Source organism: Lysobacter sp. CCNWLW3 (genome assembly GCF_036697405.1).
Classification (GTDB): domain Bacteria; phylum Pseudomonadota; class Gammaproteobacteria; order Xanthomonadales; family Xanthomonadaceae; genus Lysobacter.
On sequence record NZ_JBAHWA010000004.1, the window covers coordinates 238,907 to 264,615 of the forward strand.

Annotated in this window: 16 protein-coding genes; 3 read left to right on the forward strand and 13 right to left on the reverse strand. The window is 71.0% G+C overall.

Features of this window, described 5'->3' with window-relative positions:
- Positions 1-4 precede the first annotated feature (4 nt).
- The 6 genes from V1318_RS10010 to pilG all read right to left on the reverse strand — a co-directional run bounded on the left by V1318_RS10010 (position 5) and on the right by pilG (position 11,584).
- Positions 5-1,573 (reverse strand): chemotaxis protein CheB, encoded by a 1,569-nt coding sequence (locus V1318_RS10010; protein ID WP_332939498.1) that lies wholly within the window; start codon positions 1,571-1,573, stop codon positions 5-7.
- Positions 1,566-7,991, reverse strand: coding sequence for an Hpt domain-containing protein (locus V1318_RS10015; RefSeq protein ID WP_332939499.1), 6,426 nt, complete (start codon positions 7,989-7,991; stop codon positions 1,566-1,568). The genes V1318_RS10010 and V1318_RS10015 overlap by 8 nt, the downstream gene beginning before the upstream one ends.
- A 102-nt stretch (positions 7,992-8,093) precedes the next feature.
- Positions 8,094-10,118 carry a methyl-accepting chemotaxis protein gene (locus V1318_RS10020; RefSeq protein ID WP_332939500.1) on the reverse strand — a complete coding sequence of 675 codons (2,025 nt, stop codon included), beginning with the start codon at positions 10,116-10,118 and terminating at the stop codon, positions 8,094-8,096.
- Positions 10,119-10,229: 111 nt separating this feature from the next.
- Positions 10,230-10,781, reverse strand: a complete 552-nt coding sequence (locus V1318_RS10025) for a chemotaxis protein CheW (protein ID WP_332939501.1) — start codon at positions 10,779-10,781, stop codon at positions 10,230-10,232.
- An 18-nt stretch (positions 10,782-10,799) separates the two neighbouring features.
- Entirely contained in the window at positions 10,800-11,165 is a 366-nt protein-coding gene (locus V1318_RS10030; protein ID WP_056182274.1) for a response regulator, read from the reverse strand.
- Positions 11,166-11,185: 20 nt separating this feature from the next.
- Positions 11,186-11,584, reverse strand: coding sequence for a twitching motility response regulator PilG (pilG, locus tag V1318_RS10035; RefSeq protein WP_055900524.1), 399 nt, complete (start codon positions 11,582-11,584; stop codon positions 11,186-11,188).
- Positions 11,585-11,923: 339 nt separating this feature from the next.
- Between pilG and gshB the strand changes: the two genes are divergently transcribed.
- Together gshB and V1318_RS10045 are read left to right on the forward strand one after the other, a co-directional pair.
- Complete coding sequence (gshB, locus tag V1318_RS10040) at positions 11,924-12,877, forward strand: glutathione synthase (RefSeq protein WP_332939503.1); 954 nt, start codon at positions 11,924-11,926, stop codon at positions 12,875-12,877.
- Complete coding sequence (locus V1318_RS10045; RefSeq protein WP_332939504.1) at positions 12,874-13,758, forward strand: energy transducer TonB; 885 nt, start codon at positions 12,874-12,876, stop codon at positions 13,756-13,758. Before gshB ends, V1318_RS10045 begins: the two co-directional genes overlap by 4 nt.
- Before the next feature lie 85 nt (positions 13,759-13,843).
- On the opposite strand, the gene lepB is transcribed toward V1318_RS10045, so the two are convergent.
- The 6 genes from lepB to mrcB form a co-directional block, all read right to left on the reverse strand.
- Entirely contained in the window at positions 13,844-14,461 is a 618-nt protein-coding gene (gene lepB / locus V1318_RS10050) for a signal peptidase I (protein ID WP_332939505.1), read from the reverse strand.
- A 185-nt stretch (positions 14,462-14,646) separates the two neighbouring features.
- Positions 14,647-15,402 (reverse strand): tRNA (adenosine(37)-N6)-threonylcarbamoyltransferase complex dimerization subunit type 1 TsaB, encoded by a 756-nt coding sequence (gene tsaB / locus V1318_RS10055; RefSeq protein ID WP_332939506.1) that lies wholly within the window; start codon positions 15,400-15,402, stop codon positions 14,647-14,649.
- A gap of 30 nt (positions 15,403-15,432) precedes the next feature.
- A complete protein-coding gene (locus V1318_RS10060; protein ID WP_332939508.1) occupies positions 15,433-15,861 on the reverse strand; it encodes a VOC family protein in 429 nt (142 codons plus the stop codon).
- Positions 15,854-17,968 carry an ATP-dependent DNA helicase gene (locus tag V1318_RS10065; protein WP_332939509.1) on the reverse strand — a complete coding sequence of 705 codons (2,115 nt, stop codon included), beginning with the start codon at positions 17,966-17,968 and terminating at the stop codon, positions 15,854-15,856. Before V1318_RS10065 ends, V1318_RS10060 begins: the two co-directional genes overlap by 8 nt.
- A 19-nt stretch (positions 17,969-17,987) precedes the next feature.
- On the reverse strand, positions 17,988-18,560 hold the full coding sequence (locus V1318_RS10070) for a hypothetical protein (protein ID WP_332939510.1): 573 nt from the start codon (positions 18,558-18,560) through the stop codon (positions 17,988-17,990).
- A gap of 7 nt (positions 18,561-18,567) precedes the next feature.
- Positions 18,568-20,955 carry a penicillin-binding protein 1B gene (gene mrcB / locus V1318_RS10075; RefSeq protein WP_332939566.1) on the reverse strand — a complete coding sequence of 796 codons (2,388 nt, stop codon included), beginning with the start codon at positions 20,953-20,955 and terminating at the stop codon, positions 18,568-18,570.
- A gap of 138 nt (positions 20,956-21,093) precedes the next feature.
- On the opposite strand from mrcB, the gene V1318_RS10080 reads away from it, so the two are divergent.
- Positions 21,094-23,196: a glycosyltransferase gene (locus V1318_RS10080; protein WP_332939511.1), complete on the forward strand. Its 2,103-nt coding sequence runs from the start codon at positions 21,094-21,096 to the stop codon at positions 23,194-23,196.
- 907 nt (positions 23,197-24,103) lie between these two features.
- Here V1318_RS10080 and V1318_RS10085 read toward each other — a convergent pair.
- A complete protein-coding gene (locus V1318_RS10085) occupies positions 24,104-25,531 on the reverse strand; it encodes a hypothetical protein (RefSeq protein WP_332939567.1) in 1,428 nt (475 codons plus the stop codon).
- Positions 25,532-25,709: the final 178 nt, after the last annotated feature.

Genomic DNA, 25,709 nt, shown 5'->3' on the forward strand with positions numbered 1-25,709 from the left:
TTCCTCAGGACCAGCGCGCGGCCAGGCGCGCGGCCAGTTCGGCCGGTTGGCCCGCTTCGCCGCCGCGCGCGATCAGCGCATTGGGCGCGGCCGCGTCGAAACAGCCGTCGGGCGATTGACCGGCGACCAGGGCGCCGGCGGAGGCATGGTTCATGGCCGCGTCGACCAGGGCCGGATCGCTGCCGCTGAGCATCAGCACCGCGCTGTCGGCCGGCGGCAGCGCCGCCATGACGTCGCCGCCGTCGCCGTTGAACTGGATGCCCGAATCGCCGACGTTGATGCCGACGCCCGCGGGCAGGATGTAGATCACGCCGGCGATCGCGCGCGAGCCCGGCTCGGCCAGCTTGACCAGCACCGAGGTCGCGCGCTGCATCTGCGCGACCAGCTTGTCGTAGCGGCCGCCGTCGAGGCGCTGCTGCACCAGCAAGGGGCGCGGGAAATCTTCGGGCATCGCGCCCAGCAGCTGACGCACCGCGTCGGGGCCGCCGATGCCGGCCAGCACCAGCACGGCGCCGCCGACCGCCTGGGTCGGGCGGTCGTCGACCAGTTCCAGCGAGGAAATGCGCTGCTCGATCGCATCCAGGTCGCGGTGCAGATTGCCGTCGGCCTGCGCGCGTGCGCGCGGCTCGGCGCTGGTGCGCAGGGCCGGCGCGTCGTCGTCGAAGCCCCACTCCGGCGCCACCGGCACGGCCTTTTCGGCCGCAGGCGCGGGCGCGGCCGGCGCCGTGTCGGCGGCGGCGTCCTGCGGCGGCAACGGCGGCGGTACGCGCTCGGACACGAATTCGAACTGGGTCGAGTACATCATCACCGGCGCATCGGTGGACGCCGCCGTCGCCGCGGGGGCCGGCGCCGCGGGCTCGGCCTCGAAGTCGAAGCTGGACTCGAACGGCGCCAGTTCCACCGGCGCTTCCGGCGCGGCGGGCGCGCTGGGGTCGGCGTCGATATCGAAGGTCGACCTGAACGGCGTGAACTCGACCGGCGCTTCGTCGAGCGCGCCTTCGATCTCGAGCGGGGCCAACTCGGACGGAAGCTCCGGCGGCAACTCGGGCGGCAACTCGGGCGGCAGTTCGGCGACATGGTCGGGCGCGACGAACGACAGCCCGCCGCTGGGAATCTCCACCGCGACCGGATCGAAGCCCGTATAGGATTCTTCGCGCATCGGCGGCACGTAGGGCCGGTCGGCTTGCGGCGCGAACAGCGCCTGCTCCGGTTCCGGCTCGCGGCCCGGCGGCAGCACGTCGTTATGGTGATGCAACTTGGCGCTGAGGTGGCGCACCCAGCGCGCCGCGTCCCAGCCTTCGCGGGCGGCGGCGAGTTCGGCTTCCTCGAACAGCACTTCGATCGAGGGATCCACCAGCACGCTTTCGAAGCGGTCCAGCGCGTCCTCGGTGACCTGGTCCAGCGCCACCACGACCACGTCGGGCGAGGCCGCGCTCAGCTCGGCCGGCTGCAGCCGGGTCGGATCGGCTTCCAGCACCAATTGCGCGCCGGCGTCGTTGAGGGCGCCGCGCAGGCGGTCGCGGGCCGCGCCTTCGCGCGCCAGCAACACCACTCGTCTGCTCGAATCACTCATGGTGTCGCGCGATTCCCAACAGTTCGAACACGTTGCGCATCAGTTCCGGCTCCTGGTAAGGCTTGCCCAGGTAGCGTTCCACGCCGATCTCGAACGCGCGCTGACGGTGCTTGTCGCCGGTACGCGAGGTGATCATGACGATGGGCACGTCGCGCAGGCGCGCGTCGGACTTCATCTGCGTGGCCAGCTCGTAGCCGTCCATGCGCGGCATTTCGATGTCCAGCAGCATCAGGTCCGGCACCACGTCGGTCATGCGCTCGAGCGCATCGATGCCGTCCTTCGCGGTCAGGACCTCGAAGTTGTGGCGCTCCAGCACGCGGCCGGTGACCTTGCGCATGGTGACCGAGTCGTCGACCACCATCACCAGCGGCACGCGGCGGGTTTCCACCGGCACCACCGGCGCCGGCACGTAATCGCGCGGCAGCAGGGCATGGCGGCGCACCAGCGGGGCGACGTCGAGGATCACGACCACGCGGCCGTCGCCCATGATGGTGCCGCCGAAGATGCCGGGCACCGAGGCGACCTGCGGGCCGACCGGCTTGACCACGATTTCGCGGTTGCCCACGACCTGGTCGACGGTGACCGCGGCGCGCAGATCGCCGGAGCGGATCAGCAGCAGCGGCATCTGCAGCTGGCCTTCGGCCTTGGCCGGCGCGTGACCCAGCAACAGGCCCAGGTCGTGCACGGCATAGTCTTCACCGCCGTAACGGTAGCTCGTGCCTTCGGCTTCCAGGCCCTCGCGCGCGATCCGGCCGACGCCGCGCACCGAGGCGATCGGCACCGCGAAGGTGGTATCGCCGATGCGAACGAACACCGCCTGGGTGACCGCGAGCGTCTGCGGCAGGCGCAGGGTGAAGGTGACGCCCTGGCCGGGACGCGATTGGATGTCGAGGGTGCCGCCGAGCTGACGCACTTCGCTGGCGACCACGTCCATGCCGACGCCGCGGCCGGCCAGTCGGCTGACCTCGTCGGCGGTGGAGAAGCCCGGTTCCAGGATCAGCGCGTCGAGGTCGCTGTCGGCCAGCACCGCTTCGCTGCGGACCAGGCCGCGCTCTTCGCCGCGGCGACGGATCGCGGCGCGGTTCAGGCCGGCGCCGTCGTCGGCCACTTCCAGCACGACTTCGGAACCTTCGCGGCGTACCGCGATGCGGACCGTGCCCTCTTCGGGCTTGCCGGCCTTCTTGCGTTGCGCGGGCGCTTCCAGGCCGTGCGCGACGGCGTTGCGGAGCATGTGCTCCAGCGGCGCGGTCATGCGCTCGAGCACGTTGCGGTCGAGTTCGCCCTGGGTGCCGTCGAGCTTGAGCTGGACCTGCTTGCCCAGTTCGCCCGAGGCCTGGCGCACGACGCGGCGCAGGCGCGGCAGCAGCGCGTCGAACGGCACCATGCGCGTGCGCATGAGGCCTTCCTGCAGGTCGGAGCTGACGCGCGACTGTTGCAGCAGCAGGGTTTCGTACTGGCGCGTGAGGTCGTCCAGCGTGGTCTGCAGGCTGCCCTGGTCGGCCGCGGACTCCGACAGCGCTCGCGAGAGCTGCTGCAGGTTGGAGAAGCGGTCGAGCTCGAGCGGGTCGAAGGACTGGTCGCTGGCGTCGCCCTCGCGCTGGTAGCGCGCGATGATCTGGGCTTCGGTTTCGATTTCCAGGCGGCGCAGCTGGTCGCGCATACGCGTGTTGGTCTGCGCCATTTCCGCGATCGCGCCGCGGAACGCGCCCAGCTGCTGTTCCAGGCGGGCGCGGTAGATCGCGACTTCGCCGGCGTAGTTGACCAGGCGGTCGAGCAGGTCGGCGCGGATGCGCACCTGCTCCTGCGGCGCGCGCACGCCGATGTCGTCGTCGCCGCCGGCATCGATTTCCACCAACGGCGCCGACAGCGGCTTGAGATCGACCTTGGGCGCGGTGGCCGGGACGATGGTGCCGTCGTCGGTGACGGTGGGCGCGGTGTAGATCTCGCCGCGCGCGCGGGCGTCGAATTCGGCGATCAGCGCCTCGGGCATGGCGATCGCGCGACGCGCGCCGACCCGGGTGATCATCGCGTGCAGGCGGTCGAAACCGCGCTCCAGCAAGGGCACGCCGTCGCGTCCGAGTTCGCTGCGCTGGTCGACCACCGCTTCCAGCAGTGATTCCATGGCGTGGCCGAGTTCGCCCACGGCCATGATGCCGGCCATGCGCGCGCTGCCCTTGAGCGTGTGCAGGTTGTGCTGCATGCCGACCAGCGGCTCGCGCTCGTTCGGCGCCTCGCGCAGCCGCACCACGTGTCCGTCGGACTCGTCGAGCAGGTCGCCGGCTTCCTCGACGAAAATGTCGACCAGCTCCGGATCGAGTTCGCTCAGGTCCAGCGCCTCGTCCGGATCGGGGTTGGCGTCGAGGATGCGCGCCAGCGTTTCCGGCAGCGGCGCGGGCTCGGCGGCCTCGATCGTTTCGGCCTCGATCGTTTCGGCCGCAGCGGGTTCGGATTCGGCGAGTTCTGTCGCGACCGGTTCGGTCTCGGCGGATGGGGCTTCGACCGGCTCGGCCTCGTCGTTCGCGGCCGGCAGCGGCGCCAGCGCGTCGGCGGGCGGCGCCAGTGCGGCCGCGATCGCGGCCTCGGCGGCGGCCTGCTGTTCGCGGGCCACGCGCTCGGCTTCGGCGTACTCGGCTTCCAGGCGCGCGTACTCGCGCTCCTCTTCGGCCAGCCGTTCGGCTTCGGCCTGCTCGGCGGCAAGGCGTTCGGCTTCGGCGCGTTCGGCTTCGGCTTGCTCGGCGGCGAGGCGTTCGGCTTCGGCACGTTCGGCTTCGGCCTGCTCGGCGGCGAGGCGTTCGGCTTCGGCGCGTTCGGCTTCGGCTTGCTCGGCGGCGAGGCGTTCGGCTTCGACACGCTCGGCTTCGGCCTGCTCGGCGGCGAGGCGTTCGGCTTCGGCGCGCTCGGCTTCGGCCTGCTCGGCGGCGAGGCGTTCGGCTTCGACACGCTCGGCTTCGGCCTGCTCGGCGGCGAGGCGTTCGGCTTCGGCACGTTCGGCTTCGGCCTGCTCGGCGGCGAGGCGTTCGGCTTCGAGGCGCTCGGCTTCGGCGCGTTCGGCCTCGGTTTGTTGTGCGGCGATGCGCTCGGCTTCGAGTCGCTCGGCCTCGGCCCGCTCGGCGGCGAGGCGTTCGGCTTCGACGCGTTCGGCTTCGACGCGCTCGGCTTCCGCCCGCTCGGCGGCGAGGCGTTCGGCTTCGGCACGTTCCGCGGCCAGACGTTCGGCTTCGGCGGCGGCGCGCTCGGCTTCCGCCGCGGCGGCCAGGGCGTCGTCGCCCGGAATCGCCGAGGCGATGGCGCCCGCGATCGCGCCGACGAACTCGGCGCCCATGGGCAGGTCCTGCGAGGGCGCGTCCAGATCGGCGGCGCTGTGGCCGCGCACCAGGCCGGCCGGCACGGCTTCGTCGTCGAGCTGGCCGAATTCGCTCAGGTCCAGCGCGGTGAGTTCGCTGTCCAGGCGGGTATCGGCGAACGGCGACTCCGCCGATTCCAGCGTCTCCAGCTGCGGCTCTTCGACCTGCAGGCTGGAACGCGCATCGGGCAGGCTGTCGCGCAGCGCGATCATGCGCTCGGCCAGGCCGGGAAACACCGGCACGCTCTGCGGTTCGGACTTGAGGCTGGCCAGGGTGCGTTCGATCGCGACCGCAACCGCGCCGATGGCGGCGACGCCTTCGTCGCTGGCGGGGCCGCCCGCGGCCAACAGGCGCTTGACGTAGACCTCGGTCGGCGCGATCACGTCGGTGATGACCGGGACTTCGGTCATCGCGAACGCGCCGTTGAGGGTGTGGATCGCGCGCTGCAGGCCGTCGTCCGCCGGAGAGGGCGCGGCCTGCGCGGCGGCGAGCCAGCGCTGGATCGTGACCAGGTGGCCGGTGACCTCGGTGTCGAGGATCTCCAGCAGCACCGCGTCGACCGAGGCCGGCACGCTGTCGGCGGCGAAAGCCTCCACCACCGCGGGCGCTTCGGGCTCGCGCTCCGCGACCGGCGCCTCGGGCTCGACATCCAGCACGAAGCTCTCGCTTTCGAGCACGGGCGGCGCTTCGGGCGCGATTTCCGGCACCGGCTCGACCGGCGCCTCGACCGCGGGCGCGGCCGGCGCGACCAGATGCATCGGCCGATAGAAAGCTTCTTCGCCGGTGGCGAGCAGGTCGGCATGGGCCTCGATGCCGGCCAGATCGGCGGTGATCGGGCCCTCGTTGCGCAGCGCCGAATACAGCTGCGGCAATGCGCGATGGGCGTGACCGACCAGATCGATCAGCTCGGGGCTGACCGGGCGGCCGTGATCGCGCACGCGGTTGAGCAGGCTTTCGATCTTCCAGCTGAACTCGCCCAGGGTCTTGGCGCCGACCAAGCGGCCGCTGCCCTTGAGGGTGTGGAAGACGCGGCGGATCGGGTACAGGCGCTCCAGATCGTCCGGCGCTTCGCGCCAGGCCGGCAGCAGCTCGTCGAGGTTGCCGATCTCTTCCTTGAACTCTTCCAGGAAGATGTCGCGGATCTCGTCGTCGATGTCGTCGCTGTGGGCGAAACCGCCGGTGGCGGCCGATTGGCGCGGCGCTTCGGCGACCGCGGGCGCGGCCGGCGGCGCGGCGGGTACGGGCGGCGCAGGCGCCGGCGCCAGGGCGTCGGGCGCGAGGTAATCCAGGTGCGCACGGCCGGCGACCATGGCGTCGATTTCCGCCGCTTCCGGCAGTTCGATGCGGCTGGGCGCGGCGGCGGCGGGATCGGGCGCGCGCACGACCTCGGGCAGCGGCCAGTAGCGCAGGGCTTCCAGGCTCTGGCGCGCGATGTCGAGGATGTCGTCGCGGTTCGGGCGCTGCTCGCGCAGCGCTTCCAGGTAGTACTCCAGGCTGGCCAGGGCATCGGCCAGGGTGTCCAGTTGCTGGCCGTTGGGCACGCGATGGCGGCCGATCAGCTCGACTTCGGTGTAGCGCTTGACGCCGGTCAGGTAATCCGCCGGCAGCGGCAGTTCCAGCATGCGCAGGGCGCCGGCGACTTCGTCCAGCACGCGCGGCACTTCGACCAGCTCGGCGTGATCCCAGTTGGTCTCGACGAATGCGACGAAGGACTGGCGCGCGTCGCCGAAATTGGCGATCGCTTCGCGCACGACCACGTCCAGCACCTTGCGCGATTCGCCGGCCAGCAGGTCCTCGTCGGCCTTCTCTTCCGGCAGGCCCAGGCGCGAAACCTGGTCGTCCAGGGACGCATCGACGTACAGCAGCGCGCCGGCGACGTCGAGCAGGGCGCCCTCGTCGGCCGGGCGCTTGCCCTCGACGATTTCGATCATGGCGTCGCGCTGCTGCAGCACGACGGTGCGGGCCACGCCCAGCCCCATCATGCCCAGGGTGTCGCTGACGCGGGCCAGCGCCTCGACCTGCGGGCGCAGTTCGCCGGCATCGGTCTGGTTGGTGCGCAGGTGCAGGTCCAGCGCGTCCTTGACCCGCAGCAGGTCTTCCTTGATCGCCGCCGACACGGTGTCCAGCAGCGCGCGGTTGCGGCCGCTGAGGCTGCCGCGCGCGTGCTCGAGTTCCGACTCGCTGGGCAGGTGCGAGGCCAGTTCGAAGGTCTGGCGCAGGTCGTCCAGGGCCGGGTGACGGCCGTCGCTGTGGGCGACGTGGTAGAGCAGCTGACGGGTCGGCTCGGCCGCGGGTTCGCCGCGCGGGCTGGAGAAACCGTCGTCGGCGAGCATCTGCCGGGCTTCGCGCTCGACGCCGCCGAAGGCCTGGCGCAGCGCGCGCGTGGGCGGCAGGGCGCCGTCGCGCAGCGCGCCGGCGACCGAAGAGGCCACCCACAGCATGCGCCGCACCGGTTCCAGCACGACCTCGGCGAGCAGGCCGTCGACCGCCTGGGCGAGCTTGCTGGGGTCGGCCGGGGCGCCGTCTTCCGGCCACGCCGCCAGCGCATCGCGCAGCGCGGTCAGATGCAGATTGGTATTGCCGCGCGCGGGCGAGCTCGGCGGCGGCGGCGCCAGGTGCGCCGGCAGCGGACGGTCGAGATCGGGCGCGAACAGCACGCTTTCGTTGAGGCCGGCCTCGCCGCGCGAGGCGCGCAGTTCGTTGAGCAGCGGCAGCAGCACGATCGGAATGTCGCGGTGGCCGCCCTGCAGGCGTTCCAGGTAGTCGGGCAGCAGCACCACGCCGCGCATCAGCGCCGCGCAGGCCTCGTCGCGATCGCCGACCTGGCCCTGCTGCAGCGCCAGCGCCAGGCGCTCCATTTCCTCGGCGACCATGGCCGGCGCGTATAGCTCGACCATGCGCAGGGTGCCGTGCACCTGGTGCAGGTGACTGGCGCAGAAGCGCATGCGACTGGTGTCGGTGGGATCTTCGGCGTAGGCCTCGATCTCCTGGCGCGCCTGGCGCAGGGTCTCGTCCAGCTCCGGCTTGATCCAGCCCAGCGTGGTGGTATCGATCGCTTCTCGCAGCGCGGTCATGCCGCACCCCGCCCGTCAGCGGGGCCTCGGCGTGTTCGCCGGTCCTGGAGAAGCCTTGCGGCTGGGATCTTCATCCTGATTGCGACCTCGTTCGTCCTGGGCTTAGGCCGGCAGCTTGAAGTCGGCGACCGAGCGGCGCAGGTCGGCGGCCAACTGCGCCAGATTACCGATCGACTCGGCGGTCTGGTTGGCGCCCTGGGAGGTCTGCGAGGTGATTTGCTGAATCGTGTTCATGGTTTGGGTGATGTTCGAGGCCGCGCTGGACTGCTGCTGCGCCGCGCTGGAAATGCCTTGAATGAGGTTGGACAAGTCGGACGACACCTTTTCGATCTCGCCCAGCGCGGTACCCGCGTCCTCGGCCAGTCGGGCGCCGGCGACCACTTCCGAGGTCGTCTGCTCCATGGAGCTCACAGCTTCGTTGGTGTCGGACTGAATTGTCTGGACCAGCGTCTCGATTCGCTTGGTCGCGTTGGACGCGCGTTCCGCCAGTCGCTGCACTTCGTCGGCCACGACCGCGAACCCGCGGCCCGCTTCACCGGCCGAGGCGGCCTGAATCGCGGCGTTCAGCGCCAGGATGTTGGTCTGTTCCGAGATGTCGTTGATCAGTTCGACGATCGAGCCGATTTCCTGCGAGCTTTCGCCCAGGCGCTTGATTCGCTTCGAGGTTTCCTGGATCTGGTCGCGGATCGAGTCCATGCCCTGAATCGTCTGCCGCACCACGCCCGCGCCCTTGGTCGCGATCTGCACCGAGCGCTGCGCCACGTCGGCCGATTCGGCCGAGTTCTTCGAAACCTGGTCGATCGAGGCCGCGATTTCGCTGATGCGGTCGGAGGCGGAGTTGATCTCCTGGGCCTGGTGTTCGGCGGCCTCGGCCAGGTGCATGGCGGTGGCCTGGGTTTCCTGGGCCGAGGACGCCACCTGCACCGAGGTGTCGGTAATCGTCTGCACCAGGCTGCGCAGCTGTTCGACGGCGAAGTTGATCGAGTCCGCGATCGCGCCGGTCATGTCCTCGGTGACCGTCGCCTTTACCGTCAGGTCGCCTTCTGCCAGCGAGCCCATTTCGTCCAGCAGGCGCATGATCGCCTCCTGGTTGCGGTCGTTGAGTTCCTTGGTGGTCTGGTAGCGCTTCTGCTGGGCGCGGTTCAAGGAGAACAGCAAGCCGGCGATGGCGAGCAGCGCGACGATACCGGAGATGATCGAGACCAGGATGTGGCCGAGCGGATTGGTGCTGCGCACCGAGCCGAACGAGGTGAAGGCGCTGAACAGGTTTTCGCTGTCGCTGAGCAGTTTTTCCGAGCCGCCGGTGATCGATTCGGCCGCGCTCTGCGCGGCGAACAGCTTGGGCGAGCTGGCCGCGATGGCGTCCAGGTCCTTCTTCATTTCGGCCCACAGCGCCTCGGCCTGGCCGAGCGCGGCCAGGGCGCCGCCGTTGCTCAGCGGCAGCACGCCGGTGGAGGTGTCGCCGCCCTTGCGCAGGCCGGTGAGCACGTTGCCGAACACCGCCGCGTCGCGGCCGAGCGCGTCGCCGGCCAGCGAGGCGCCGCTGCCGCCGGCGCGGATTTCGGTGATGCGGCGGGCCATGTTGCCGGCCAGCAGGACCTGGCGCAGGGCGATGTAGACCTGCGAGGACGGCGAGCCGGAAGCCGACATCGCGCGCACCAGCTCGTCCAGGCGCGCCTGCAGCTGCGGCACGCGGCCGGAGAAACTGTCGAAGTTGCCGGCCAGGTCCAGGACCTGCTTCTCGGAGTTCAGCACCTGGTCGGCGTTCTTGCCCAGCAGGCCCCAGGTGTTGCTGACGGTCTCGATCGGCGCGGACACCTCGAAGGTGCTGCCGTACTTGCTGTTGAGATCGGCGATGTCGCTGTCGATCTGGCTCTTGGTGGCCTTGAACGCCGCGAAGGCCTCCTTGGCGCCGCCGACCGCCTCTCGCCCCTGCACCGCCAGCTTCTGCGAATTCACCTGCAGCTTCGAGGCCGAGGTGCTCGCGCTACCGAGCCGCGCCGCCTTCCAGGTCGCGTAGCCCGTGTTCAAGCCGAACACCGCCACCGAGATGCCCAGGATGATCAGCCAGGTGTTGACGCCCAGGTTGCGGCCCTTGCCGGCCACGTTGTCCATCACAGTGCTCATGTTCGACCTCAGAAAGTGTTGCTTATGCGGATTTGATGGTTTGGGCGGGGGAGCGGTTCGGGGTGCAGCGGTGCAACCAGGGCATTGCGTGGCGGTTCGGACCGGGGCCCGTCAGGCGGCGGCCTGGCGGAACTCGGGCGTGCGGGCCAGCCGTTCCAGGCTGAAGATCCCCCACGGGTGATCGGCCAGGCGGTAGGCCCGGTCGATGAAATTGGCGTAACGGCCCTCGGCCATGCGTTCCAGCGCGATCTCGTCGGACGCGACCAGCTGCTGGTCGTTGAAGCTGCGCTGGCCGTACAGCTCGTCGATCAGCACCGCGACGTCGCCGCCGGGTTGGCGCACCAGCAGCACGCGCTGGCTTTCGTGCAGCACGGTGCGGGTGCCCTCGAGGAACTGCTTGAGGTCGACCACCGGCAGCAGGCTGCCGCGCACGTTGGCCAGGCCGAGCATCCACGGCTGCGCGCCGGGCACCGCGGTGACCTGGGGCAGCGGCAGGATTTCCACCACCTCGTCGAAACCCGAGGCCAGGCGGCGATCGCCGATGCGGTAACCGACGCCGCGCCAGAGGCCCGGCGCGTCGAGCTGCTCGGGCAAGCCGACCACGTGCGCCAAGCTGCGGCGCTCGTAATCGACCAGCACATCGAACGGCGACTGCGTGTTCATAGACCGTACCTGATGGCGTCAGCCGCCGAGCAACGCGCTGATGCGCGCGATGAGCTCGTCTTCGCGCGGCGGCTTGACGATGTAGTCCTTGGCGCCCTGGCGCATGCCCCAGGCCTTGTCGGTGTCCATGCCCTTGGTGCTCACGATGAGCACCGGGATGGCGCTGGTCGCGGCGTCGCGCGACAGCGCGCGGGTCGCCTGGAACCCGTTCATGCCGGGCAATACCACGTCCATCAGCACCAGATCGGGCAACTCGCGCTTGCACGCTTCGATGCCGTCCTCGGCGCTGCCGGACGCGAACACCTGGTGTCCGTTGCGTTCCAGCAGCTGGGTCAGGACCGCCGTATCGGTCGGCGAGTCCTCGATCAGAAGAATGCGTGCCATGTGATTGCCCTACCCCCCGGTCAGGCGTGTACGTGCTTGCGGATCGCGTCGAGGAGTTCCTCGCGCGTAAACGGTTTTGTGAGGTACTGCTCCGAACCGACGATGCGTCCTCTCGCCTTGTCGAACAGACCGTCCTTCGAGGACAGCATGATCACCGGCGTGCTTTTGAACAACTGGTTGTTCTTGATCAGCGCGCAGGTTTGATAGCCGTCCAAACGCGGCATCATGATATCCACGAAGATGATTTGTGGATGCTGGTCGGCGATCTTCGCCAGTGCTTCGAATCCGTCCGTGGCCGTGACCACCTCACAACCTTCGCGTTTCAACAGCGTCTCGGCGGTACGACGGATGGTCTTGGAATCATCGATCACCATGACCTTCAAACCGTCGAGGCTGCCGTTACGAGCCTCATCGAGCATTCTTTGTATCCCCCGGAGCGAAACGCCGCGCAATCCCCGGCGCGTCGCGAAGATGCCTTTATTCCAAGCCGCGCGCATGCTGTCAAGCACGCGTTTTTCCAGCAATAAAGCTGAACGCGTGGACCATGGCGCCGGCCGGGCCCTGAGGCTGCGGCTGGCGCGAGGGCCCGTTCGCGTCCGAGCATGCGCACGAATTGGGTCGGTCCCGTCGGGAAACCGGCGAAGGCCGCCCCGACGAGTCAGAAAGGGCCCGGCAAGGACCATTCCTGACGCTACATGATGGCAGATATCGATGACCCGCCTGCTACCATCGCGCACATTTCCAGGTACGAACCGCCCATGCCGCTCGACATCGTCGTGGTGATGGACCCGATCGGGTCGATCAAGATCGCCAAAGATTCCACTTTCGCCATGCTGCTGGAAGCGCAGCGGCGAGGCCACCGGCTGCACTATGTGCGCCCCGGTGCGCTGAATCTGCGCGACGGCAGCGCATTGGCGACGGTCGCCCCGCTGAGCGTGCGCGAGGACCCCGAGGGCTGGTACGAACTGGGGCCCTGGTCACAACTCGTGCTCGGCCGCGGCCACGTGGTGCTGATGCGCAAGGACCCGCCGGTCGACGCCAACTACCTGCACGACACCCAGATCCTGAGCGTGGCCCAGAACGCCGGCGCCCTGATCGTCAACGATCCCCAGGGCCTGCGTGACTACAACGAGAAGCTGGCCGCCCTGCTGTTCCCGCAGTGCTGCCCGCCCACGGTGGTCAGCCGCGAGCCGGCGGTGCTCAAGGCCTTCGTGCAGGAGCACGGCGAGGCGGTGCTCAAGCCCCTGGACGGCATGGGCGGGCGCTCGATCTTCCGCGCCCGCGCGGGCGAGCCCAACCTCAACGTGATCCTGGAGACCCTGACCGGCGACCACGGCCTGGCCCTGGCCCAGCGCTACCTGCCGGAGATCGCCCAGGGCGACAAGCGCATCCTGCTGGTCGACGGCGTGCCGGTGGACTACTGCCTGGCGCGGATCCCGCAGGGCGACGAGTTCCGCGGCAACCTGGCCGCCGGCGGCCGCGGCGAGGGCCGCCCGCTGAGCGAGCGCGACCGCTGGATCGCGGCCCAGGTCGGCCCGGAAATGAAGCGCCGCGGCATGCTGTTCGTGGGCCTGGACGTGATCGGCGACTACCTGACCGAGGTCAACGTCACCAGCCCGACCTGCATCCGCGAGCTCGACGCCCAGTTCGGGCTCAACATCGCCGCCACCCTGTTCGACGCCATCGAAGCCCGGGCGGCTCAGGCGGCATGAGCGCGACGGCCGCCCCTGCCCCCGGCGGCGCCGGCCTGGACGGCGAAGGCCGCTTCAGCGCGACCCTGGTGCTGTCCCTGCTGGTCCACGGCGTGTTCGTGCTCGGCGTCGGCTACGCCCTGGAGCAGGCCGCGCCGGTGATGCCGACCCTGGACGTGATCCTGACCCAGACCCAGACCGCGCTCACGCCCAAGCAGGCCGATTTCATGGCCCAGGCCAACAACCAGGGCGGCGGCGAGCACGACAAGAGCAGCCGCCCGCGCGAAAACCAGTCCGGCCCGGCCCCGCAGCCCGAACCCGGGGTGGCCGCGCGCGCCCTGCAGGCGCAGTCGCCTGCGCCGGCCCCGCCGCCGCAGGCGCGGGTGATCAGCTCCTCGCGCGGCGAATTCGTGGCCGCGCGCGCCCAGGCCACCACCCCGCCCAGCGAACGGCCGCTGCCGGTGGGCCAGGAAAAGATCGAGCGCGACATCCGCATGGCGCGCCTGGCGGCCGAGATCCACCTGCGCTCGGAGCGCTACGCCAAGCGTCCCAAGCGCAAGTTCGTCTCCGCCAGCACCCAGGAGTACGCCTGGGCCGGCTACCTGCGCGGCTGGGTCGACCGGGTCGAGCGGGTCGGCAACCTCAACTACCCCGACGAAGCGCGCCGGCGCCGCCTGCAGGGCCAGGTGGTGATCAGCGTGGCGGTGCGCCGCAACGGCAGCGTCGAGCGCGCCGACATCGTCCAGTCCAGCGGCATCCCCTTGCTCGACGCCTCGGCGCTGCGCATCGCCCGCCTGGCCGAGCCCTACCCGCCGCTGCCGCATACCGACGAAGACCCGGACATCCTGCACGTGACCCGGACCTGGCAGTTCCTGCCGGACGGGGCGCTGGTGGACGAGTAAACCGGTCTCAGGAGCCGTCCGTCGCGGCCAAGGGCCGGCGGCGGACCGGCACCGGCGAGTTCCGGCGCCGTGCAGCGGCCGGCCGTCAGAGCGCCTTCCAGACCGGGCCTTCGCCGCTGCGCCAATAGACCCCCAGCGCCCGCGCGTACAGCGATTTCGCCGGCACCAGGCCGAAGTAGCGCCCGTCCTGGCTGTTGCCGCGGTGGTCGCCCATCACCAGCACCTGACCGGCCGGCACGATCGCGTCGAACACGTCGGGGCCGCCGCCGGCATCCAGGTTCAGGGCCGCACGGCGCGCGCCGAAGCGCTCCACGTCCGGCTCGCCCGCCAGGGCCATCGGCGCGCCGTCGATGGCCAGATGCCCGTCGATCACGCTGACCCGGTCGCCGCCCACCGCGACCACGCGCTTGATCAAACGGGTGCCGTCGACCGGCGACTTGAACACCACCACATCGCCGCGCTGCGGCTGGCCGCGTTCGATCAGGGTGGTCTCGGTGAAGGGAATCCGCAGGCCATAGGCCGACATGTCGACCGCGACATGGTCGCCCGGCATCAGGGTGTACTCCATCGAGCCGCTGGGCACGGTGTAGTGATTGGCGAAGGAGGTGCGCGCGACCGTCAACAGCACCAGCATCACCAGCAGGGACCGGCCTTCGCTGCGCAGCCAGCCGCGCAGGCCGGGTTGTCTGTCTTGCTTCGCCATGGTTCGTTCTCCCTTTGGTCGAAGGTAGAGACCTGCGCGAAATCGTCGGAGTTCCCGTTCGCCGCATAGGTCGCAGGTCATGGCCCGCCAGGCGACCAGCTCGCCGGCTCGGCGCTGAGCGAGTCCGCAATCGTTCCCGCGCGCCGCGAAACCGAATCGATCCAGCGCCTAAGCGAGCGGCGCGATCAACGGTTGGCGCGCAGCGCCTGCTGCTCGGCGATGGTCAGCGCGACGTTGTTGCGCAGGTAGGCCGGCTCGACCCGTTCCGGCGCCAGCGCTTCGCCGCGCGCGTAGGCGGCGACCGCGAGCCGGGCCACGTCGGCGGCGGTCGGCAGGGCGCTGGCGTCGATCGCCAAGAAGCGCGTGCCCAGATGCCGCGCCAGCGCACCGTCGGCGGCGCCGAAGCCGGTGCCCACGCCCAGCCAGCCGTCGTGCCGGTCGGGAAGCGTGGCGGCTTCGGGCGCGAGCACGGCCTCGGCATCCAGCGCGAACGCGTCGCCCTCGCGCAGTTCGAAGGCGCCGGTGTAGACCTCGCCCATGCGCGCGTCGATGCAGGCCAGGACGCGCTGGGGTTCGCCGATGCTCGCGTCAGCCAGCGGAGCGCGAATCATGTCGATCGCGCACGGCGCGGTGCGAGCGCCCAGGGCCAGCGCCGCCAGGGTCGATACCGCCACGATCGGCCGGTCCAGCGCCAGCGCGATGCCCTGCCCCAGCGCGATCGCCAGGCGCACGCCGGTGAACGCGCCGGGGCCGCGGCCGAGCGCGATCGCGTCCAGCTGGGATTTGCGGATGCCGGCTTCGGCCAGCAGTTGCTCGGCCCAGGGCAGCGCGAGTTCGGCGTGGCGGCGCGGCGCCAGCTCGTGGCGCTGGCGCAGTTCGCCGTCGATCCACAGCGCGACCGAACAGGCTTCGGTGGCGGTTTCGAAGGCGAGCAGTTTCATGCGTTGGGGCTTGCGTGGTTCATGCGCGCATCAGGCCGGCGGCGCGGTCGACGTGTCGTCGGGCGCGGGCTGCCACAGCTCGATCAACGCGCCTTCCGGATCGACCACATAGCCGAACTTGCCCTGCTCGCTCTCTTCGTAGCGGTCCAGCACCTGGCAGCCCTCGGCGCGCAGCACGGCCAGCATGCCGGCGAGGTCGTCGACGCGGTAGTTGAGCATGTAGGGTTTGTCGCTGGGCTTGAAGTACTCGGTGTCGGCCTTGAACGGCGACCACACCGTGCATGCGCTTTCGCCGGTGTCGGCCCGGTTCCAGAACATCAGCGCGCCGCCCCAATCCTGGGCGTCGATGCCGAGGTGGCGCGCGTACCACTGCGACAACGCGGCCGGGTCCTGGGCCTTGAAGAACACGCCGCCCAGACCGTGCACGCGCGGCTTGTTGGCGTTGTCGGTGTCAGCCATGGTCTTGCTCCTCGCCGGGTTCCGGGGCCGATTCTAGCGACTCGCCGGATCGGGCATCGGCGCCGGGCGCGAAGAACGCGGCCACGTCGGCGATTTCGCGGGTCCGCGGCAGCGGCGGCAGCGATTCCAGGAACACCCGGCCGTAGCTCTTGGACTGCAGGCGCGGGTCGCACAGCACCAGCACGCCGCGGTCGGTCTCGGTGCGGATCAGGCGGCCGGCGCCCTGCTTGAGCGCGATCACCGCCTGCGGCAGTTGTTCGTCGCGGAAGGGGTTGCCGCCGCTGCGCCGGATCGCGTCCAGGCGCGCTTCGAACACCGGATCGTCGGGCGCGGCGAACGGCAGCTTGTCGATCACAACCACGCTCAGAGCCTCGCCGGCCACGTCCACGCCTTCGCGGAAGCTGGCCGCGCCCAGCAGCACGCCGTTGCCGGAGGCGCGGAAACGCTCCAGCAATACCGGCCGCGGCGCCTCGCCCTGCACGAACAGCGGCCAGGGCCCGCCGCGCAGCAGCTCGGCCGCCTCGCGCAGGGCGCGGTGCGAGGCGAACAGCACGAAGGCGCGCCCGCCCGAGGCCTCCAGCACCGGCCGCAGCTTGTCGACCACACTCTCGTTGTAGTGGCGCACCGTCGGATCGGGCAGGCCGCGCGGCAGGTAGCACAGCGCCTGGCGCGGCCAGTCGAACGGACTGGGCGCAAGCAGGGTCGGCGGGTCGACCAGGCCGAGTTTCTGGGCGTAGTGCTGGAACTGGCCGCCGACCGCGAGCGTGGCCGAGGTGAACACCCAGGATGCGCGCGAGCGTTCGCGGTGTTCGGCCAAGGGGCCGGCCACGTCCAGCGGCGTGCGGCTGAGGCGGAAGCCGCGCGCGGTGAGCTCGTACCAGAGCACGCTGGCCTCGGCCTGCGGCGGCGGCGGCGACTCCTCGCCGAAGCCGTCCTCGTCGATCGTCGCCGGCAGCGGCATGCGCACTTCGAAGGCATCGCCTTCCTCGTCGACGATGTCGTCGGCCTCGCCGTGGCTGCGCGGCTCGCCGCGCCAGCGGCGCAGGCGCGCTTCGAATTCCTTGGCGCGCGCATGGCAGCCGTCGAAGCCCGGTGCCGCCTCGCGCAGCGGCGCCAGCGCGGTCTGGATCTGCTGCAGCGCCGCGGCCAGCACGTCGAAGGCGTACTCGACCGCGGGCAGCTCGGCCGCGCGCCGGCGGGTCGCGCGCACCGGCAGCTCGTCCATGGCCGCGCGCAAGCCGCGCACCGCCTGCTCCAGATCGCGCGCCGGCCCCTGCATCACCGCCAGCGAGCCCGGCGAATGCTTGCACTCGGCCAGGGCGTCGCGCGCCAGTTCGACCAGCGGCCGCGCGCTCAGCGCCTCGCCGAAGAACTGCGCGGCCAGGTCGGGCAGCTGGTGGGCCTCGTCGACCACGAAAGCCTGCGCGCCCGGCAGGATTTCGCCGAAGCCCTCCTGCTTCAGGGCCAGGTCGGCCAGCAGCAGATGGTGATTGACCACCACCACGTCGGCGGCCTGGGCGCGTTGGCGCGCCTGCACCACGAAGCAGTCGCCGAAGAAGGGGCATTCGCTGCCCAGGCAGTTCTCGGCGGTCGAGGTCACCATCGGCAGCAGCGGCGAATCCTCGGGCAGGGCATCGAGTTCGGCCAGGTCGCCCATGCGGGTGCGACCGGCCCAGGACACGATGCGCTGGAACTGGGCCGCGAGTTCGCGGCTGCCGAAGCGCGGCTCGCCCTGGGCCTGCTTCATGCGGTAGTGGCACAGGTAGTTCGCGCGCCCCTTGAGCAAGGCCGTCTTGAGGCCGACGCCGAGCGCATCGCGCACGCGCGGCAGGTCGCGGTGATAGAGCTGGTCCTGCAGGGCGCGGGTGCCGGTGGAGACGATGGTCTTCAGGCCCGACAGCAGCGCCGGCACCAGGTAGGCGTAGGTCTTGCCGGTGCCGGTGCCGGCCTCGGCCAGCAGGGTGCCGCGCGATTCGAAGGCGTCGGCGATCGCCGCCGACAGCGCCTGCTGGGCCGGGCGCGGCGCGAACGCGGCGATGCTGCGCGCGAGGTCGCCGCCTTCGCTCAGCGCGGCGCGGCTGGCGACGCCGAGGCGGCCAGATTCCATCACGCCCACCCCATCGCCTTCAGTACCGCGGCGGCGCGGCGACGGTACAGGCCTCGGCCTGCGCGCGCGCGGCGGCCACGTCCTTGCCGGCCTGGGAGATGCGCGCCAGCACGGCGTCGAACTCCTCCTTGTACACCGGCGTGGTCTTGAGCACGTCCAGGCGCGTCTGCCGCACCGCAGCGATCGTGCTCCAGTGACGGCGGCACAGCGGGCCGACCTTGGAACCGCCGTCGTAGGCCCGCTTGGCGTAGCGTTCGGCGTCGTCGAGCTTGCGCAGCAGCAGCGCCGCTTCGGCGCGCTCCTGTAGCAGGGCCGGATCGGCGGCGTTGATCGCCAAGGCCTGGTCCAGCGCGGCCGCGGATTCGGCGTACTTGCGCTGCCTCTCGAAAGCGACCGCGGTCTGGCGCAGGTCCTCGACGCGGTTGTCGCGCAGCGGCTGCACATCGAGCTCGCGCGCGGCCACGGCGGATTTGCGGATCGCGGCGACCGCGGCTTCGGCGTCGTAGGCCGGTTGCGGCGGCGCCTGCGGCGCCGTGCTGCAGGCCGCGCACAAGGCGCTCACGGCCAACAGCACGATGGAACGGAACCTCATGCGCACTTCACTGCTCCTGCTGCGGCGGCGGCTCGGCCGGAGCCTGCTCGTCGTCGCGTTTGCCGATGCCGAACCAGTCGCGCCAACCGCCGCTCTCCTGCTCCGGCTCGGCCTGCGGCATCGGGCACGGCGCGTAGTCGGGGGCGAAACCGGCGACGAAGGCGAAGCGGCGCGCGCTGGCGCAGCCCGGGTCGGTGGTGTTCTGGTTGACGATGAACTGCCAGTCGATGCCCTTGTCGCCGACCCGCAGCGGCGCGCTGGGCAGGCGCGAGAAGATCGACGACCACACCCGCATCGCGCCGGTGGCGCCGTACAGGCCAGTTTCCTTGTTCTGGTCGTTGCCGACCCAGATCACCGCCAGATGGTCGCCGGTCCAGCCGGCGAACCAGCTGTCGCGGCCGTCGTTGCTGGTGCCGGTCTTGCCGGCCGGCGACAGGCGGCCGAGGCCGTCGTTGACCAGCTGGCGACCGGTGCCGCTGGACACCGCCTGCTGCAGCGCGATGGTGATCAGGCGCGCGGCGATCGCGTCGCCTTCCTGGGCCGGCGCCGGTTCCTTGTCGTAGCGGTTGACCGCCTTGCCGTTGGCGTCGAGCACGCCGCGCACCGCGTGCAGCGGCTGGATCTCGCCGCCGGAGGCGAGGAACTGGTACAGCTGCGCCATCGCATAGGGGCTTTGATCGACCGCGCCCAGGATCAGCGAGGGGTTGGGATCGGCCTCGATGCCGGCCAGGGTCTTGATCAGGCCGGCCACGCGCTCGGGCGCGACCTGCATGCCCACGCGCACCGTGGCCTGGTTGTAGGACTGCGCCAGGGCGTCGACCAGGCGCACCGTGCCGTGGCTGCGGCCGTCGGAGTTGCCGGGGTTCCAGCGCCTGCCCTTGCCCAGGGTCACCGTGACCGGCGAATCGTCGACGTAGCTGGCCAGCGAATACTTGCCAGGCTGGGCCAGCGCGAGCAGGTACACGAAGGGCTTGAGCAGCGAACCCACCGGCCGCTGCGCTTCGACCGCGCGATTGAAACCGTGCTGGGCGACGTCGCGGCTGCCGACCACGGCCACCACTTCGCCGTTGTGCACATCGGTGACCACCAGGCCGGCCTGCAGCGGCGGGCGGCGCTTGCTGTCCAGGCTCTTGAGGGTGCGCGCGACCGCGCCTTCGGCCTGGGCCTGCGCCGACGGCGCCATGCCGCTCATCACGCTCAGGCCGGCGCCGGCCAGCGCGTCGGCCGGATAGTCGCGCGCGAGCTGGCGGCGGATCAGGTCGACGTAGGCCGGGAACCGGTTGGCGGCGGTGCTGCCCGGCGTCTTGGTGATGCCCAGCGGCGTCTTCAGCGCGCGCTGGTATTCGGCATCGTCGATCAGCTGGGTCTCGTGCATCTCGCCGAGCACGAAGTTGCGGCGGTCCAGCGCGCGCTCGGGATTGCGGCGCGGGTCGTAGTGGGACGGGCCTTTGACGATGCCGATCAGCAGCGCGATCTGCTCGGTGCTCAGATCGCGCAGGTCGCGGCCGAACCAGAACTCGGCGCCGGCGGCGACGCCGTGGATCGCCTGCGAGCCGCGCTGCCCCAGATAGACCTGGTTGAAGTAGGCCTCGAGGATGGTGCGCTTGTCGTAGCGCGCCTCGATCAGCAACGCGTACAGGATTTCCTTGGCCTTGCGGGTCGGAGTCTGCTCCTGGCCGATGCCGAGCAGGCCGCTGCGCGCGAGCTGCTGGGTCAGCGTGCTGGCGCCCTGGCGGGTGCCGGTCGCGGTCTTGAAGGCCGCGCGGATCATGCCGGAGATGTCGATGCCGAAGTGGCTGTTGAAATCGCGATCCTCGACCGCCTGCAGGCCGGTGACCAGCAGCTCGGGCACGTCCTCGATCCGGACCAGACGGCGCTCTTCCTGCTTCTGTCCGTACAGGGTGGCGATGCGCGCCGGGTCCAGGCGCGCGACCTTCAGCGATTTCTTGCTGCCGGCCTCGCGCAGGCTGGCCACACGGCCGCCCGACAGCAGCACTTCGATCCGGCGCCCGGCGACCGCGCCGTCGACGTCGTTGTAGCCGCGGCTGGAGATGGTCCAGCGCCCGCCGTCGCGGGCGTAGGTGCCGGTGCGCGCGCCGGCGCCGTCGTCGCGGTAGGCCGAGGCGTCGAGCTCGGTCTTGAGCGTGGATGCGTCCAGGGTTAAGCCGGGAGTCAGCTCCAGCGGACGGGCATAGACCCGCGTGGGGATCTGCCAGCGCAGCTGGCCGAAGCGCTGCCCGACCTCGTGATTGAGGTAGAGCGTATACGGGATCAGGAAGCCCAGCCCCAGGCCGATCGCGGCCAGGGCCCAGGTCACCAGGCGCCGTTTCCAGGTTGGGCCGCCGCCGTCGTGCGACCGGGCGTCGTCGGAGCTGTCGTCTTCGTCGTAATCGATTCGGGCCACGGCATGGGACAATGACAGGGCTGCGCCCTCGTAGCCATCGAGTCTAACGCAGCCGGCCGGCGCCGCCGCGCGGCGGGCCCGGCCACCGTCTCCGTATTAGGGAATCCCTTCAGCAATGGCGAGCGTTCGATGGCGATGAGTTGGACCGATCTTCGGTTTATGTTGGACCGGGGAACGGGCCTGGCGCGGCGCGGCCTGATCAGCCTGCGCACCCGCGGTCTCGCCGCCTCCTGGCAGCGCGTGCTGCGCCAGTTCCGGCGCCTGCCCGACGTGCAGCGCGCGGCCCTGTGGCTGCCGCAGCAGCAGCCGTTCGCCCCGTTCGCCCTGCCGACCTCGGAGCGGCCGCGCGCAAGCCTGGTGATCCCGGTCTACAACCAGTTCGCCCATACCCTGGCCTGCCTGCGCGGGCTGGCCGCACGCCCGCCCGCGGCCGCGTTCGAAGTGATCGTGGTCGACGACGGCAGTTCCGACGCCACCGAGGCCTCGCTGCGCCAGGTCGAGGGCCTGCGCTACCACCGCCGCGTCCAGAACGGCGGCTTCATCGCCGCCTGCAACGACGGCGCGGCGATGGCGCGCGGTGAATACGTGGTCTTCCTCAACAACGACACCATCCCGCAACCGGGCTGGCTGGACGTGCTGCTGGCGACCTTCGACGAGCAGCCCAAGGTCGGTCTGGTCGGCGCCCAGCTGGTCTATCCCGACGGCCGCCTGCAGGAAGCCGGCGGCATCGTGTTCGACGACGCCAGCGGCTGGAACTACGGCCGCTTCGACGCACCCGACCATCCGCGCTACGCCTTCCTGCGCGACGCCGATTACTGCTCGGGTGCGGCGATCGCGCTGCCGACCGCGCTGTTCGAGCGCCTGGGCCGTTTCGACACCCGCTACGCGCCGGCCTACTACGAAGACACCGACCTGGCCTTCGCGGTGCGCGCGGCCGGGCTGCGCGTGGTCTACCAGCCCAAGGCGCGGGTCGTGCATTGCGAGGGCATCACCGCCGGCACCGACACCGGCTCGGGGGTGAAGGCCTACCAGGTGCGCAATCGCGGTGTGTTCGCGGACAAATGGCGCGACGCGCTGAACGCGCAATGGCCGGCCAATACGCCGGCCGAACGCGCCGCATTCCCGCGCGGCCGCCGCAGCGTGCTGATCGTCGATGCCCTGGTGCCGCAGCCGGACCGCGACTCGGGTTCGCTGCGCCTGGTCAATCTGATGCGCCTGCTGCTGGAGGAAGGCGCGCAGGTGACGTTCGTACCGGCGTACCTCGCCCACGCCGACGCCTCGGTCGCGGCCATGCAGCGCATGGGCGTGGAAGTATGGACCGCGCCGGAACTGGGCCGTCTGCCGGCCTGGCTGCGCGAACACGGGCCGCGTTTCGACACGGTCATGGTCTGCCGCCACTACGTACTGCGCGAACTGCTGCCTCTGCTGCGCAAGTACGCGCCGCAGGCGCGGCTGGTGTTCGACACCGTCGATCTGCACTACCTGCGCGAACGCCGTGGCGCCGAAGTCGCCGCCGACCCGGCGCTGGCGCGCGCGGCCGAGGCCACCCGCAAGCTGGAGCTGGACATCATCGCGCGCTCCGACGCGACCCTGGTGGTCAGCGAGGTGGAGCGCGCATTGCTGGCCGAGGACGCGCCGCAGGCGCGGGTCGACATCCTGTCCAATCTGCACCGGGTCGCCGGCGCCGGACGCGCGTTCGAGCAGCGCCAGGATCTGGTCTTCGTCGGCGGCTTCCGCCATCCGCCGAACGTGGATGCGGTGCTCTGGTTCGCCAGCGAGGTGTTCCCGCTGATCCGCGCCGAACTGCCGGAGCTGCGTTTCCATTGCATCGGCGCCGATGCGCCGCCGGAGATCGCCGCGCTCGCGGCGCAGCCCGGCATCGAGATCCACGGCCACGTGCCCGATCTGGATCCGTACATGGACGGTGCGCGCATCGCGGTGGCGCCCCTGCGTTACGGCGCCGGCGTCAAGGGCAAGGTCAACCTGAGCATGGCCCATGGCCAGCCGGTGGTGGCCACGCGCTGCGCGGTCGAAGGCATGCACCTGCGCGACGGCGAGGATGCGCTGGTCGCCGACGACGCCGCCGGCTACGCCCAGGCGGTGCTGCGCCTGTACCGCGACCCGGCGCTGTGGCAGCGCCTGTCGGAGAACGGCCTGCGCAACGTCCAGACCCACTTCTCGCTCGACGCCGCGCGCGAGGTGGTGCGCAGGGTGCTGTTGAAGCAGGAGTGAGCGCGGAGCGGTGAGGAGCGAGCGGAAGCGATTCGCGTCCGGGCACCGCCGAACACACTCCCCAGCTTCGTAGAGCGCGGCGGCGATCGCGGGCAGACCCCACGCCGATTTTTCGGCGCCCCGGCGCCACCGCGCGAGCGATGCGGTTCGCCTTCGGCTCACCACATCCTACGGCCGACGATGGCGATGGCGATGGCGATGGCGATGGCGATGGCGATGGCGATGGCGTTGCCGTTGCCGTTGCCGTTGCCGTTGCCGTTGCCGTTGCCCGGCATTGGAATCCATAGCCCCGCACCCACGCGAACAACCGTAGACCCGAAGGGCGGCGCGCAGGACGCGCGCCGTTTTTCGAATGGACAAGGATGTCCATTCGAAAAATCCCGGCGCCAGCCAAGCACTCGCAAGGGAGGTTTGGCCAACCGGCCCTTCTCTTTGGTTACTTTCTCTTGGGCCAGCAAGAGAAAGTGACCCGCACGCGCAGCGGGCGGAAGCCATTGACCTTCGTGCCGACCAAGCAGAGCAAGGGCAACAGCAGATCCCCCAACCGCCCAGCCAGCGCAGTAGCCGGGGTTCGCGATCGCGGCTTATGACCGAAGGAAATCCCCGTGGGACGCCGCTCCCACAGAAAGCCAGCCCATTCGGAACCAACGACGTGGCCGGAATTCGCGGTCGCGGCTCGCGCCGCTCCTACAGAGAGCCCGGACAAGAGAAAGTGACCCGCGCGCGCAGCGGGCGTATGCCGTTAATCCCAAGCAAAATCCGACGCCAGCGGAATCTCAACAAGCGTCCAGCTGATGCAGCAATCGCAGTTCGCGATCGCGGCTTATGCCGCTCCTACCCGAGGCGCTCCCACACAAGGCCGATCCGAGTCGAAAACCAAAGCGAGGCGCGGGCGAACAACGGGCCCTCAGTTCGCCCCAGGCGCCGCCGCGCGCACGCGCCTGGCGAAATCCTCCAAGCCCGGCGCCCCCGGATCCAGATTGCCGGCCGCATGGAGCGCCGACTGCGCCGCGCGCAGTTCGCCCGCGCCCAGGCGCTCGTCGCCGACCGCGATCCAGCGCTGGGCCAGACGCCGGCGCGCATCGCCCAGAGCCGCGCCCTCGCCCTCCAGCGCGCGGCGCGCATCCAGGCATTCGCCGGCCCGGCTGAGGCGGTTGCCGCGCAACTCGTCCTCGAAACAGCGGCGCGCCGCCGGCAACAGGCGCGCCGCGGCGGCGCGGACCTTGGGGTCCTGCGGCGCGATCGCCTGCGCCGCGCGCAATTTGTCGTAGGCGCTGTCGCCGGGCGGCGCCAGCAATTCGCCGCGCGCTTCGGCGGCTGCGGCTTCGTCCAGCAACCGGCGCAGGCGTTGCTGGCGCTGCGCGACCGGTAGCTCGCCGCCCAGGCGCTTGCGCGACTGGCGCGCGCGCTCCAGATGCTGGCGCGCCTCGCTCACGGCCGCGGTGGCCGGCGCGATCGCATCCGCTTCACCCAGCGCGGCGGCGGCCTCGTCGAAACGGAAATCCGCGGCCAGGCGTTCGCTGCGCTGCGCGTACGCCGTCGCGACCGCGCTCAAGCCGCGCTGGGCCGCGGCGTCGTCGGGCAGCGCCGCCAGGATTTCGCGATAGCCCTCGGCGGCCTCGGGCAGACGGCCACGGCGCAGCGCGCGCTCGGCCTGGCCGCGACCAGCATCGGCGCGGCGCGCGAGCTCGGCCAGCGCGTCGGGCAGTTCGCCGTGGCCGGGATCGGCGGCCTGAACGCGGCGGATGCGCGCCGCACCGGCCAGCAGGTCGCCGTGGGCCAGGGCCTGGCGCGCCTGCTGAAGCAGATCGGCCAAGGTGTCCTCGCGGCCCTCCAAGGCCTCGACGCGATCGGGTTGCAGCGCCAGCACGCGCTGGTACAGCGGCAGCGCGGCGCTTTCGCCGTCGTCGAGGTGGCCGGCTGCGCGCGCGGTGGCCGCCTGCGCGAGCAGCTGGTCCAGGCCGGCGTCGGCGGCTTCGCGCGCGCGCAGGCGGCGCTCCAGCGCCTCGGCCTGGGCGCGCGGCACGGCCAGCTCGGCGGCCAGGGTCAGGGCGGTGTGGGCATCGGCATAGCGGCGCTGCGCGATCGCGCGTTCGGCCTGCGCCAGCGCGGCCTGGCCGACCTGGGTCAGGCCGGCGCGGGCTTCGTCGCGGTCCGGGTCCAGGGCCAGCGCGGCCTCGTACAGCTCGCGCGCGCCGCGGCCGTCGGCGGAGCTCAGGCGGCCTTCGCGCAAGGCCAGGGCGGCATCGCCGCGCAGCTGCTGCAGGCGCGAATCCGGCCACAGCCGGTCCGACAACGGCTGCCGCAGCAGCACCAGTGCGAGCAGCACCAGCATCACCGCGCCGGCCGCGCCCCAGCCGAACCAGGGCTGCGCGGCCGGCGGCCGCTGCGGGCGCTCGCGGCGATCGAAGCGCAACTCGTTCCAGCGCCCGAATTCGGGCTCGATCCGCGCCGGCGCGGCGGCCGGCGCGCGCGCGCCGGGCGGCTCGTTGCGGTCGTTGCGGGGCGGGCGT